The organism is Cellulomonas sp. NPDC058312 (assembly GCF_042880135.1).
GTDB lineage: Bacteria > Actinomycetota > Actinomycetes > Actinomycetales > Cellulomonadaceae > Cellulomonas.
Window position 1 is genome coordinate 213728 of record NZ_JBHVZE010000005.1, and the last position, 12931, is coordinate 226658.

At 74.5% G+C, this 12931-nt stretch carries 12 protein-coding genes; 6 read left to right on the top strand and 6 right to left on the bottom strand.

The genetic code is table 11. The features are described 5' to 3' along the window. The first annotated feature begins 8 nt into the window (after positions 1-8). The 5 genes from ACFVXN_RS16130 to pknB are packed head-to-tail and all read left to right on the top strand — an operon-like array spanning position 9 to position 7663. A complete protein-coding gene (locus ACFVXN_RS16130) occupies positions 9-1379 on the top strand; it encodes a Stp1/IreP family PP2C-type Ser/Thr phosphatase (protein WP_389234677.1) in 1371 nt (456 codons plus the stop codon). Further along, entirely contained in the window at positions 1379-2860 is a 1482-nt protein-coding gene (locus ACFVXN_RS16135) for an FtsW/RodA/SpoVE family cell cycle protein (protein WP_389234680.1), read from the top strand. Before ACFVXN_RS16130 ends, ACFVXN_RS16135 begins: the two co-directional genes overlap by 1 nt. Beyond that, positions 2857-4314 carry a peptidoglycan D,D-transpeptidase FtsI family protein gene (locus ACFVXN_RS16140; protein ID WP_389234683.1) on the top strand — a complete coding sequence of 486 codons (1458 nt, stop codon included), beginning with the start codon at positions 2857-2859 and terminating at the stop codon, positions 4312-4314. Before ACFVXN_RS16135 ends, ACFVXN_RS16140 begins: the two co-directional genes overlap by 4 nt. Next, positions 4311-5672: a protein kinase gene (locus ACFVXN_RS16145; RefSeq protein WP_389234686.1), complete on the top strand. Its 1362-nt coding sequence runs from the start codon at positions 4311-4313 to the stop codon at positions 5670-5672. The genes ACFVXN_RS16140 and ACFVXN_RS16145 overlap by 4 nt, the downstream gene beginning before the upstream one ends. After that, the gene (gene pknB / locus ACFVXN_RS16150; RefSeq protein ID WP_389234689.1) at positions 5672-7663 is read left to right on the top strand and encodes a Stk1 family PASTA domain-containing Ser/Thr kinase; all 1992 of its coding nucleotides are present in this window, start codon (positions 5672-5674) and stop codon (positions 7661-7663) included. The genes ACFVXN_RS16145 and pknB overlap by 1 nt, the downstream gene beginning before the upstream one ends. 60 nt (positions 7664-7723) lie before the next feature. Here the strand turns inward: pknB and ACFVXN_RS16155 are convergent, their stop codons facing one another. The 5 genes from ACFVXN_RS16155 to ACFVXN_RS16175 all read right to left on the bottom strand — a co-directional run bounded on the left by ACFVXN_RS16155 (position 7724) and on the right by ACFVXN_RS16175 (position 11637). After that, a complete protein-coding gene (locus ACFVXN_RS16155) occupies positions 7724-8794 on the bottom strand; it encodes a hypothetical protein (RefSeq protein ID WP_389234692.1) in 1071 nt (356 codons plus the stop codon). 351 nt (positions 8795-9145) lie between these two features. Next, positions 9146-9769, bottom strand: coding sequence for an aminodeoxychorismate/anthranilate synthase component II (locus ACFVXN_RS16160; RefSeq protein WP_389234695.1), 624 nt, complete (start codon positions 9767-9769; stop codon positions 9146-9148). Positions 9770-9773: 4 nt separating this feature from the next. Then, entirely contained in the window at positions 9774-9932 is a 159-nt protein-coding gene (locus ACFVXN_RS16165; RefSeq protein ID WP_389234698.1) for a hypothetical protein, read from the bottom strand. After that, positions 9932-10717, bottom strand: coding sequence for a class E sortase (locus ACFVXN_RS16170; RefSeq protein WP_389234701.1), 786 nt, complete (start codon positions 10715-10717; stop codon positions 9932-9934). Before ACFVXN_RS16170 ends, ACFVXN_RS16165 begins: the two co-directional genes overlap by 1 nt. Beyond that, on the bottom strand, positions 10714-11637 hold the full coding sequence (locus ACFVXN_RS16175) for a DUF881 domain-containing protein (RefSeq protein WP_389234703.1): 924 nt from the start codon (positions 11635-11637) through the stop codon (positions 10714-10716). The genes ACFVXN_RS16170 and ACFVXN_RS16175 overlap by 4 nt, the downstream gene beginning before the upstream one ends. A gap of 118 nt (positions 11638-11755) precedes the next feature. On the opposite strand from ACFVXN_RS16175, the gene ACFVXN_RS16180 reads away from it, so the two are divergent. Continuing rightward, complete coding sequence (locus tag ACFVXN_RS16180) at positions 11756-12004, top strand: cell division protein CrgA (RefSeq protein ID WP_389234706.1); 249 nt, start codon at positions 11756-11758, stop codon at positions 12002-12004. A 213-nt stretch (positions 12005-12217) separates the two neighbouring features. Here the strand turns inward: ACFVXN_RS16180 and ACFVXN_RS16185 are convergent, their stop codons facing one another. Next, positions 12218-12913, bottom strand: coding sequence for a rhomboid family intramembrane serine protease (locus ACFVXN_RS16185; protein ID WP_389234709.1), 696 nt, complete (start codon positions 12911-12913; stop codon positions 12218-12220). Positions 12914-12931 lie beyond the last annotated feature (18 nt).

The window sequence follows — 12931 nt, forward strand, 5'->3', positions numbered from 1 at the left end:
CGGGGACCGTGAGCATCGCGCTGCGCTACGCCGCACGGTCCGACGTCGGGCTGGTCCGGTCGAACAACCAGGACTCCGCCTACGCGGGCCCGCACCTGCTGGTCGTCGCCGACGGCATGGGCGGGCACGCCGGCGGCGACGTGGCGTCGTCCGTGGCGATCGCCGCGCTCGCGCCCCTGGACGGCGAGTCGCACGGCCCGGACGACGCGCTGGACGAGCTCGAGCGGGCCCTCGAGGAGGCGCGCGAGGAGATCATCACGCGCTCCGAGGTCGAGCCCGAGCTCGCCGGCATGGGCACGACCGTCACCGCGATCCTCCGCGCGGGCAACAAGCTCGCGATGGTGCACCTGGGGGACTCCCGCGGCTACCTGCTCCGCGACGGCGTCCTGACCCAGGTCACGACCGACCACACGTTCGTCCAGCACCTGGTCAACACCGGCAAGATCACGCCGGAGGAGGCCGAGCACCACCCGCAGCGCTCCGTCGTCATGCGGGTGCTCGGCGACTTCGACGCCGACATCGCCCCCGACCTGTCCGTCCGCGAGGCGCGCGCCGGCGACCGGTGGCTGCTGTGCTCCGACGGCCTGTCGGGCTTCGTGAGCGGCGAGACGATCGCCCGCACCCTGCACGAGATCACGGACGTGGACACCTGCGCCGACCGGCTGGTCCAGCTCGCGCTGCGGGCGGGCGGCGGCGACAACGTCACCGTCGTGGTCGCGGACGTCCTCGAGCTCGACCAGGTCCGCGACGGCGCCGGTCCCACGACCAACGCAGCGGTCGTCGGCTCCGCCGCGATCTCCCGGAACCGCCCGACGTCCGCGCAGGACGGCCCGGCGGCGCGCGCCGCGGAGCTGTCCCGCCAGGCCGCCGCGAGCACGCCGGGCGGCGGGGTGGCCGTCGTCGACGAGACCGCCGACGACGACGCGGACGAGCGGCGCACCCGTCGCCGCCGCCGCGTGCGGGCGCTCGTGCTCTGGCTGGTGGGCCTGGCGGTCCTCGCCGGGGCGGCCTTCGGGTTCTACCGCTGGACGCAGACCCAGTACTACGTGGGCGTCGACGGGGAGGCGGTCGCCGTCTACCGGGGCATCCCCCAGTCCGTGGGCCCGCTGAGCTTCTCCGAGGTCGTCGAGACGTCCGACGTGCTGGTCGAGGACCTGCCGCCGTTCGTGCGCGACCGCGTCGAGCAGACCATCCACTCCGCGTCGCTCGCGGACGCACGGGACCGGATCGACACGCTCGCCGACGACGTCGCGCAGGCCCAGCAGGACGCCGCCGCCGAGCAGGCCGCCCAGGAGCAAGCCGCGCTCGACGCCGCCGCCGAGGCCGCAGCCGCGGCCGCTGCGACCACGCCCCCCGTCGAGCAGCCGGCGGCGCCCTGATGGCGACGGTCGAGGCGCACCGCGTGCGCGCCGGTCGTGGCACGGAGCTCGGGCTGATCGTCGTGGCCCTGGCCATCGCGATCTCCGCGTACGCGCTGGTCGGGCTCGGCGCGACCGACGCGCTGCCCGCCGACGTGCTGGGCTACGGCGCGGGGATGGCCGGCCTGGCGCTGGTCGTGCACCTGGTGCTGCGCTGGCGCGCGCCCTACGCCGACCCGGTGATCCTGCCGGTCGTGATCGCGCTGAACGGCATCGGCCTCGCGATGATCTACCGCATCGACCTCGCCCGCGAGGCCCGCGGCGGCACGGAGATGTTCGCCGGCCGGCAGCTCGCGTGGTCGGCGATCTCGGTGCTGCTCGCCTGCGGGGTGCTGATCGTCCTGCGCGACCACCGGACGCTGCGCCGGTACACGTACACGGCGATGGTCGCCGGCCTGGTGTTCATCCTGCTGCCCCTGATCCCGGGCCTCGGCGTGCAGATCAACGGCGCGCGCATCTGGGTCCGCGCCCTCGGGTTCTCCCTGCAGCCCGCCGAGCTCGCCAAGATCGCGCTCGCCGTGTTCTTCGCCGGCTACCTCGTCACGCACCGCGACACGCTCGCCCTCGCCGGCCCGAAGGTCCTCGGCCTCCAGCTCCCGCGCCTGCGCGACCTCGGGCCGATCGCCGTGGTCTGGGCCGCGTCGATCGCCGTCCTGGTGTTCCAGAGCGACCTCGGCACCTCGCTGCTGCTGTTCGGCCTGTTCGTCGCGATGCTCTACGTCGCGACCGAGCGGCTGTCCTGGATCATCATCGGGCTGGTCATGTTCGCGGGTGGCGTCGTCGCCGCGACCACCGCGTTCGGGCACGTCGCCGCCCGGTTCCACATCTGGCTGCACGCGCTCGACCAGGACGTCTTCGACCGCGCGCCCGGCGGATCCGGCCAGCTGGTCCGCGGCCTGTTCGGCCTGGCCAGCGGCGGGCTGTTCGGCACCGGCTGGGGCCAGGGCCGCCCGGACCTCGTGCCGTTCGCCGAGTCGGACTTCATCATCGCGTCGCTCGGCGAGGAGCTCGGCCTCACCGGCCTCATGGCGATCCTCGTGATGTACCTGGTGCTCTGCCAGCGCGGCCTGCGCACCGCGATCGGCGTCCGCGACGGGTTCGGCAAGCTCCTCGCCGCCGGCCTGGCGTTCGTCATCGCGTTCCAGTGCTTCGTCGTCGTCGGCGGCATCACCCGGATCATCCCCCTGACCGGACTCACCACGCCGTTCCTCGCGTACGGCGGGTCCTCCCTGCTCGCGAACTGGATCGTGGCCGCCCTGCTCCTGCGCATCTCCGACGACGCCCGCCGCCCCGCACCCGAGGTCACCGGCCTGCTGCTGCAGACCCCGGCGGGCGGCATCCCGCTCGACGACGAGGCCCGCAACCCGGTCGCCGTCGCCGGCCCCGGTGACGACCAGCCGACCGAGCAGCTGCGCCGCACGACCGGGGGTGGTGCCGCGTGAACACCGCCCTGCGCCGCCTCGCGTCGGTCGTCGTCGTCATGTTCCTGGTGCTGCTCGGCGGCACCACCTGGGTGCAGTTCGGCCAGGCGTCCGCGCTGAACAACGACTCCCGCAACGTGCGCACCCTCTACCGGGAGTACGGCAAGCCGCGCGGGCCGATCATCGTCGCCGGGCAGCCGGTCGCGCAGTCGACCGCCGTCGACGACCCGTTCGGGTACCAGCGGTCGTACACCCAGCCCGAGCTGTACTCCTCGGTCACCGGCTTCTACTCCGTGGTCCACGGCGGTACGCAGCTCGAGCGGTCGATGAACGACGTCCTCACCGGCCAGGCCGACTCCCTGTTCTGGAGCCGGATCCAGGACCTCGTCACCGGCGCGCAGCCGCGGGGGTCCTCGATCGAGCTGACCATCGACCCGGCGGCCCAGCAGGCCGCGGTCGACGCGCTCGGCGGGCAGCAGGGCGCGGTCGTCGCGATCGAGCCGGCCACCGGCAAGATCCTCGCGATGGTGTCGACCCCCGGGTTCGACCCCAACCTCATGGCCACGCACGACACCACCGCCGCGAACGCCGCGTACCAGCAGCTCCTGGCCGCCGAGGGCAACCCGCTGAGCAACAAGGCGATCCGCGAGAACTACCCCCCGGGGTCGACGTTCAAGCTGGTCACCGCCGCGGCCGCGCTCGAGTCCGGGGCCTACACGCCGGACTCGGTGCTCGCAGCGCCGACCGTGCTGACCCTGCCCGGCACGCGTACGGACCTGCCGAACTTCGGCGGGTCCTCCTGCGGCGCCAACGACCAGGCCACCCTCGCGGAGTCGCTGCGGATCTCCTGCAACACCGCGTTCGCGCAGCTCGGCGCCGACCTCGGCGACGACGCCATCCGTCAGCAGGCCGAACGCTTCGGCTTCGACTCCGCCGACCTCACGGTGCCGATGGGCGTCGCCACGTCGACCTACCCGGCCGACCTGAACGCCGCGCAGACCGCGCTGTCGGCGATCGGCCAGGACTCCGTGCGCGCGACCCCGACGCAGATGGCGATGGTCGCCGCGGCGATCGCCAACGGCGGCTCGCTGATGACCCCGTACCTCGTGCAGACCGTCCGCACCGCCGACCTCGACGTCGTCAGCGAGGCCGAGCCGTCCGAGCTGTCCGAGGCCGTCTCCCCGACCACCGCGCAGCAGCTCACGGACATGATGGTCGGCGTCGTGCAGTCCGGCTCCGGCACCGCCGCGCAGATCTCCGGCGTGACCGTCGCCGGCAAGACCGGCACCGCCCAGACCGGCGTCGACGGCGAGGCCCCGCACGCCTGGTTCACCGGGTTCGCGCCCGCCGAGAACCCGCAGGTCGCCGTCGCGGTGATCGTCGAGCACGGCGGGTCCGTCGGGTCCGAGGCCACCGGCGGCAAGGTCGCCGCGCCCGTCGCCCGCGCCGTCATGCAGGCGGTGATCGGGCAGTGAGGGCCGCACCCCAGGTCGTGCTCGGCGGCCGCTACCGGCTGACCCGCCAGATCGCCGTCGGCGGCATGGGCGAGGTCTGGGCCGCGCACGACGAGTCCCTGCAGCGCGACATCGCCATCAAGGTGCTGCGCGAGGAGTTCGCCGGTGACGTCGGGTTCCTCGAGCGGTTCCGCACCGAGGCACGGAACGCCGGCAGCCTGTCGCACCCCGGCATCGCCGCGCTGTTCGACTACGGCGAGCAGGACGGCTCCGCGTTCCTCGCGATGGAGCTCGTCGTCGGCGAGCCCATGAGCGACCTGCTGGAGCGCGAGCCCGTGCTGCCGCCGCGCCGGCTGCTGCCGATCCTCGCGCAGACCGCCCGGGCGCTGCACGCCGCGCACCTGGCCGGGGTCGTGCACCGGGACGTCAAGCCCGGCAACATCCTCATCACACCGACCGGCAAGGTGAAGATCACCGACTTCGGTGTCTCCCTGTCGAGCAACCAGGTGCCGATGACCGCGACCGGCATGGTGATGGGCACCGCGCAGTACCTGTCCCCCGAGCAGGCCGTCGGCGGACCCGCCACCGCCGCGTCGGACATGTACGCGCTCGGCATCGTCGCGTACGAGGCGCTCGTAGGGCACCGGCCGTTCACCGGGCCCACGGCCGTCGACATCGCCGTGGCGCACGTGAACACGCCGGTCCCGCCGCTGCCGTCCTCGGTCGACCGGCCGATCGCGCAGCTGGTGATGCGCCTGCTGTCGAAGGACCCGAGCGAGCGGCCCGGCGACGCCGAGGAGCTGGCGCGGATGTTCGACGCCCTCGTGCCGCACACCCCCGCGGGCGGGAACGCGCCCGTGTCGATCGTGCCCGGCCGGTCCGCGTCCCGGGGTGCTCCGGCGCCCGCGCCCGCGCCCGCGTCGCCCCGGCGCGGCGCCCCGACCGGCGGGCGACCGAGCGAGGCCGGCGCGCAACGCGTCCGCGGTTCCGCGGCACCGCCGTCCCGCGCGCACGACGCCGCCCCGCCCTCGTTCGACCCGCGCACGGGCCGCCCGACCGGTGCGGCCGGGGTCCCCGCCCCGACCTACCGCACCCCCGGCGCGCACAGCCACCCGACGACCCGCGCGCACGCCCGGGTCCAGCCCGGCGCCGGGCAGGGCCGCTTCCACGTGCGCTGGCCGCTGCTCGTGCTGGCCGTCCTCGTGGTCGCCCTGCTGGGCGCGGCCCTCGCGGACCGCCTCACGGGCGCCACCGGCCTCGACGGACCCCTCGGCGACCCGGGATACGCCCGCGCCGAGCCCGCAGGTGGGATGATCTCTCCGCACGTGCCCGGCGCAACCGCACCGGACGCGCGAACGACGACAGCGAAGGACGCCTAGTGGTGGACGACGGATCCCGGATCCTCGCCGGACGGTACGAGGTCGGTGAGCTCATCGGCCGCGGCGGCATGGCCGAGGTGCACATCGGGCACGACACGCGCCTCGGGCGCACCGTCGCGATCAAGATCCTGCGCTCCGACCTCGCCCGGGACCCCTCGTTCCAGGCCCGGTTCCGACGCGAGGCCCAGGCCGCGGCCGCCCTCAACCACCCGGCGATCGTCGCGGTCTACGACACCGGCGAGGACGTCTACACCGAGCCCACCGGCGCGGTCGCGCACGTGCCGTTCATCGTCATGGAGTACGTCGAGGGCCACACGGTCCGCGACATCCTGCGCGACGGTCAGGCCGTGCCGATCGAGGAGGCCGTCGAGATCACGGCGGGCGTGCTGTCCGCCCTCGAGTACTCGCACCACGCGGGCATCGTGCACCGCGACATCAAGCCCGCGAACGTCATGCTCACGCCGACCGGCGCGGTCAAGGTGATGGACTTTGGCATCGCCCGCGCCATCGCCGACTCCGCCGCGACCATGACCCAGACGCAGGCCGTCATCGGCACCGCCCAGTACCTGTCCCCCGAGCAGGCCCGCGGCGAGACCGTCGACACCCGATCCGACCTCTACTCGGCCGGCTGCCTGTTCTTCGAGCTCCTGACCGGCCGCCCGCCGTTCATCGGCGACTCCCCCGTCGCCGTGGCCTACCAGCACGTCCGCGAGATGGCGCCCGCGCCGTCGTCCGTCGCGTCCGACGTGCCCGAGGTCCTGGACCGCATCACCGCGAAGGCCCTCGCCAAGGAGCGCGACGCCCGGTACTCGACTGCGGCGGAGTTCCGTGCCGACCTCGAGGCGGCGATGCGGGGCGGTCACGTCAACGCGCCCGCCGTCGCTGCCGTCTCGACCGGCCCCGCCACCCAGGTGCTCGGTGCCGAGGGCGCGGCCACCCAGGTCATGCCCGGCGCCGCGCCCGCGTGGGCGCCCACCGGCCCCGGCACCTCCGTGCTGCCCGCCCAGCCCACCCCCGAGGACGAGCCCGAGGAGAAGTCCCGCCGCTGGCTCTGGATCACCCTCGCGATCGTCGCCGTGCTCGCCGTCGGCGGCATCGTCGCCCTGCTCATGCAGGACCGCACACCGCCGGTCGAGACGACGGCCGTGCCGAACGTCGTGGGCCAGGTCGAGGCCGATGCCGCGGCCGCGCTCACGGCCGACGGGTTCGAACCCGCGCGCCAGGCCGAGGCCAGCACGGACGTGCCCGAGGGCACCGTGATCCGCACCGACCCGGCCGCCGGTGAGCAGGCGGAGGACGGCTCCCGGGTCACGATGTGGGTCTCCACCGGCCCGACCTCCGTCGAGGTCCCCGACATCAGCGGGCTCACCCAGGACCAGGCCCGCGGGCAGATCGAGGAGCTCGGTCTCACCGTCGGCGAGGTCCAGCAGGAGAACCTGCCCGACCAGCCGGCCGGCCGCGCGCTGCGCACCGACCCCGCGGCGGGCCAGTCCGTCGCCGACGGCTCGTCCGTCGTCCTCTACATCTCGTCGGGCAACGTCGAGCTGGGCGACCTCCGCGGTCAGGCCCAGGACGCCGCGGTCGCCGAGCTCAACCGGCTCAACCTCGGGTCGACGATCGTCCAGCAGGAGACCGCCGACGCCGCCCCTGGCACCGTGATCGACCAGGACCGTAGCGGTCTGCTGCAGCAGCGGACCTCCGTGACGCTCACCGTCGCCGCGGCCCCGACCACGGTCGTCATCCCGAACGACATCGTCGGGAAGTCCGAGGCCGACGCCACGGCGCAGCTCACCGCCCTGGGGCTGACGGTCGACTCGGTGGCCTCGGACGGCGCGTCCAGCCAGCCCGTCGGCACCGTCATCTCGTCCGACCCGGCCCCGGGCCGCACCGTCGACATCGGCAGCTCGGTGACGCTGATCCTGTCGCCGGGCAACACCGGCAACAACGGCAACGGCAACGGGGGCGGCGGCACCGGCGGCACCGCCCCCTGACGTCCTCCCGCACGAACGCCGAGTCCCCCACGACCGCCGAGACAGGACCGCCGCGTCGAGTCAGGACCTCCCGAGGCCCTGTGTCGGCGCGGCGGACCTGTCTCGGCGCGGGGTGACGCGGAGCGCGGCGGCGATGCGGGCGGTCGTCGCGGCGGGGGCCGACAGGTCGCGCCAGTCCACGCGCAGGACCCGCCAGCCCGCCTCCTCGATCACGTCCTGGCGCCGCTTCTCCGCGATCACCGCCGAGGCAGCGCCGACCGCCGTCGCCCCGTACTTCCCGGCACCGTCGAACTCCACGGCCAGCCGGTGCGAGCGCCACCCCAGGTCGACCCACCGCCAGCCGTCCCGCGTCCGGACCGGCACCTGCAGGTCGGGCGCCGGCAGTCCCGCGCCGAGCACCGCGTAGCGCAGCAGCGACTCGCCGACGGACTCGGCGCGGCCGTCGCCGAGCTCCAGCAGCTCGCGCACCCGCCTGATCCCCCGGAGGCCTGGCGACGCGGACACGATGTCGTCGATCACCGACGGGTCGGCGCCGACCCGCAGGGCCGAGTCGAGCAGGACGAGCCCTTGCTCGCGCGGGAGCTCCGCGACACCGTCGACCACGGCGCACTCGAGCGTGCTCACCGGCAGCCCGCCGACCCGCTCCACGTGCGCGAGGCGCACCGGCGAGGCCGTCCACCGCGGCCGGACGCCGGGTACCGTGCCGCGGACGTGCGGGACGACGCCTGCGGTCACCTCGACGGCCCGGGGCAGCCGGACCAGGGCGCACCCGTGCAGCAGCGCCGCGGTGCCGTGGCTGAACCAGTGCTCACCCGTGCGGGTGCGGTGCGCAGCAGCGACCCGGGCCAGGAACAGGTGCCGCTCCCGCTCCCAGGGCGGACCGTCCGGCGGCCGCGGCGCGTACCAGCCGCGCAGCACGCGGACGAGCTCGCCCGAGCGGTGCCGAGCTCGCAGCACCTCGGGCGGCAGCGAGGCCGCGGAGAGCACCGGGGGCGCCGCGGGCCGCTCGGCCACCGGCCGCGGACGCGCCGGGGGTTCCGCGCCCGGCGCCGGTCCGCCGTCCCGGGCGGTCGCGTGCGGCGCGGTCGAGGTGGTCGTGGTGGCGGCGGGAGAGCTGGTGAGCGGTGTCATCTCCCCACCATGTCGCAGCCCTCATGACACGCCGGGCCGTCGTCCCCAGCTCAGCCCTGCCGGGACGGCGGACCCGCACCGCCACCGGGGTCGGGGCGTCGGTCCGGGCGTCGGTCGGGCGTCGGTCCGGGCGTCGACCGTGGCGTGTGTCGGGCGGCGCTAGCGCCCACGCTCGCGCCGGCGGACCGGCCGCCGAGATAGGTCCTCCGCGTCGAGACAGGACGTCGGAAGGCCCTGTCTCGACGAGCAGGACCTATCTCGACGCAGGGGTCGGGCGCACAGGAGTCGGGCGCACAGGGGTCGGGCGCACAGAGGCCAGGCGCGCGCTGGTCGGGCGCGCGGGGGTCGGCGTCAGGGGCGGACGAGGGGGTGCAGGCCCGCGGAGCGCTCCACCGCGTCCGTCAGGCCCGTGAGCGCCAGCCAGTTGGCGAACAGCCGGTGCCCGCCCTCCGTCAGCACCGACTCCGGGTGGAACTGGACCCCGTGCAGCGGCAGCTCGCGGTGCTGGAGCCCCATGATGATCCCGTTGGCCCGCGCGGTGACCTCCAGATCGCCGGACACCGTGCCGTCCACGACGGCGAGCGAGTGGTAGCGGGTCGCCGTGAACGGCGTCGGCAGGCCCGCGAGCACGCCCTGGCCGCCGTGGGTCACCTGGCTGGTCTTGCCGTGCATGAGCTCGGGCGCGTGCGTGACGGTGCCGCCGAACACCTCGCCGAGCGCCTGGTGGCCGAGGCACACGCCCAGCATCGGCGTGCCCGACGCGGCGCAGTCGCGGATCACCTGCATCGAGGCTCCCGCGCCGGCGGGCGTGCCGGGCCCGGGTGACACCAGCACCCCGTCGTACGCGGCGCGCTCGGCGGCGGACGGGACGGCGTCGTTGCGGACGACCTCGGTCTCGGCGCCGAGCTGGTCGAGGTACCCGACGATCGTGTAGACGAACGAGTCGTAGTTGTCGACGACGAGGATGCGGCTCACGGGTCTACTCCCCCACGGTGGTGTCGTTGAACGGCATGAACGGGGCGAGCCAGGGGAACACCCAGACGAAGCACGCGGCCAGCACGGCGGCGGCGAGCACGAGCAGGAGCAGCACCCGGACGACGGCGGGCCCGGGCAGGTGCCGCCACAGCCAGCCGTACATCAGGACGCCTCCAGGAGCTCGGCGGGGACGCCCTCGGAGACGGGCGCCCAGTAGTCCAGCACACCGTGCACGATGAAGCGCTCCCGGGCGGAGAACATCGGGTGGCAGGTCGTGAGGGTGATGAACCGCTCGGTGGGTTCCGCGCCGGGCTCGCCGGGTACGGGTGCGATGACCTCGACCTGGTGGGGCAGCACCACCTGCGAGGACGTGACGCGGTAGACGTACCAGGTGTCCTCGGTCCAGACGACCACCGGGTCGCCCTCCTGGAGCTCCTCGATGCGGTTGAACGGCTTGCCGTAGGTGGTGCGGTGCGCGGCGAGCGCGAAGTTGCCGACGCCCCCGGGCATCGCCGTGCCCTCGTAGTGGCCGACGCCGAGCGGGTTGAGCACCCGGGGCCGGTCGGTGCCCTGCGTGATGGTCCGGGTCGGCTCGCCGTCCCACCGCGGCACGCGCATCGACGCGAACGTGGTGAGGTAGGGCGGCTCCTCGAGCACGGGCGGGTCGTCGTACCGGGGCGTGACGACCGCCGGCGCCGGCTCGGTCAGCGAGGCGAGGGGCGCGTCCCAGCCCTGCTCGCGGACGACCTCGGCCTGGGCACGGTCGGCCACGACGTCCGTCCACCACAGCTGCCAGGCGAGGAACGCGAGCAGCAGCACGCCGGCGGTGATGAGGAGCTCGCCCAGCACGCCGACGGCGCCGAGCAGCACGCCACCGCCCCGCCGGGGTGCACGCGTGCCCCGGTCACGTCCTCGCGGGGCGTCGACGGCCTGGCCGGTGCCGGTCATCCCCCGGTGCCCTGCCGCCGCGTCTGGGTGCTGGTGGCGGTGCTCTCCCCTGCGACGAGCCCGGGCAGGATCTCGGTCCCCTCGGGCACGCTGGCGTACCGCATGTCCACGGACCCGTCGTACGCGGGCACCTCGAGGTCCCCGGCCGGGCGGCCGACCTCCCAACCGAGTCCCACGGCGTCGACCCAGGACCGGTACGCGCGGACCGCGGGGTCGGCGTCGAGCGCCGCGAGCAGGTCGGCGGGGTCACCCACGGCCGTGACGACGTACGGCGGCGAGTACCGCCGGCCCTGGAGGGACAGCACGTTCCCGATGCACTGGAACGCGCTGGTGGAGATGACCCGCTGGTCCATCAGCGCCATCGCCTCGGCTCCCCCGGCCCAGAGCGCGTTGATGACGGCCTGCAGGTCCTGCTGGTGCACGACGAGGTCGTCCGGCCCGGTGCCGGCGGGCCGGGGGCCGTCCGCGGGCGCGTCGTCGAGGCTGACGGTGATGCCGGTGCCGGTGACGGCGAGCTTGCCGGAGGCGATGTCGAACGCCTGACCCGCCGACTGCCACTCCAGGCCCGCGTCCGTCTGCTGCTGGGTGAGGTCGTCGACGCGGGCGCGCAGGTCCGCGACCTGGTCCGCGAGCCGCTCCCGCCGGGCGTCCTCGTTGGCCTGGAGGCCCGCGAGGTCCTGCGGCTGGCGGGCGTCGGTGCCGCGGGCGAGGCGGGCGTTGGCGGTGAACAGGGCGCCCGACAGGGCCATGACGAGGCCGATCGACACGGTTCCCCGCAGGGCGCGTCCGCGGCGCTGCCGGGCCAGCCGGTGGGCGGCCCGGGCGCGGGCGTCGTCGAGGCGCGCCGACGGTGCGGCTGCCTCGGGTCGGCCCGCCGCGTGGGCGCCGTGCACACGGCGCTCGGGGTGCTGGTCCGGCACGCTCGTCCCCCTCGCTCTCGCCACTACGCTAGGCCACGTCACGCGGCTCCGTGCGTTCGTCCACAGATGATGTCCCCGGCGCCGGACGAGGTCAGACGGACGAGGTCAGGAGCATCCCGTGCCCAAGTCGAGGTCGCGGCAGAAGTCGCACTACACCGCACCCCAGGAGCGGCCGAAGGGACCGCAGGTGAGCCCGCCGTGGTTCGTCCCCGTCCTGGTGGGCCTGCTGGTGCTGGGCCTGGTGTGGATCGTCGTCACGTACCTGTCGAACTTCGACTACCCCGTCCCGGGCATCGGCGCCTGGAACCTGGGTATCGGCTTCGCGTTCGCCCTGGTGGGCATGGGGATGGCGACCCGCTGGAAGTGACCGGGTCGGCCCTGCCCCCGCCGTCGCGGCGGGCGGGGTCGTCCTCGGGGCGCCGGGTCGACACAGGTTCGTCCCCAGGTCGGGCCCGGTTGTCAACAGGCGCGCGTCCAGCGTGACCGCGTCGCACGGGGTCGCTGTCCCCAGGGGTGCACAACCCTGTGGATAACTACATCGGTGTAATTCCACAGCTGTGAGCAACGCTGGGGACGCCGGTCAGACCAGCGCGTACTTGAGCGCGGACGCCGCCACCAGCAGGACGCCGACCGCGACGCACGACCCCACCGCGACCGGCAGACGCCGCTCCCGCGGGGCGTACGCGAACGCCGCGCCGAGCCCCGCGCCCACGATCAGGCCGCCGAGGTGCGCCTGCCACGCGACGCCGGGCAGCACGAAGCCGAGCACCGCGTTGACGACGAGGACGCCGACGATGCCGCCCGCACTGCGCCCGACGCGCCGCAGCACCACGAGCACCGCGCCGAACAGGCCGAACACCGCGCCGGACGCGCCGACGAGGATCGTGTACCAGGACAGGGCGTCGGGGCTGGCGAGCAGCAGGTACATCACCGAGCCGCCCACGGCGCTCAGCAGGTACAGCGCGAGGTAGCGCCAGCGTCCGAGGGAGTGCTCGAGGAACGGTCCGACGGACCACAGCGCGATCATGTTGAACGCGATGTGCAGGATCTGGTTCGGCGAGTGCAGGAACGCCGACGTGAGGAACCGCCAGGGCTGCGCCTCCCCCACCACCGGTACGAACGCGAGGTCGGTGGTCCACGTCGGGCTGATCCGCTGCAGCCCGAAGCTCACGACGCACAGCACGATGAGCGTGATCGTCACGACGGGCCGGCCGCCGGTGACCCGGCCGCCGAACGCCGTGCGCGCGGGGCGCTGGTTCCGCTGCGCGTCCCGCACGCAGTCGACGCACTGGAT

Excerpts from the sequence above, each read along its gene's own strand:
- ACFVXN_RS16135 (WP_389234680.1), top strand. The coding sequence starts at position 1,379 with ATGGCGACGGTCGAGGCGCACCGCGTGCGCGCCGGTCGTGGCACGGAG.
- ACFVXN_RS16155 (WP_389234692.1), bottom strand. The coding sequence starts at position 8,794 with ATGACACCGCTCACCAGCTCTCCCGCCGCCACCACGACCACCTCGACC.
- ACFVXN_RS16165 (WP_389234698.1), bottom strand. The coding sequence starts at position 9,932 with ATGTACGGCTGGCTGTGGCGGCACCTGCCCGGGCCCGCCGTCGTCCGG.
- ACFVXN_RS16170 (WP_389234701.1), bottom strand. The coding sequence starts at position 10,717 with ATGACCGGCACCGGCCAGGCCGTCGACGCCCCGCGAGGACGTGACCGG.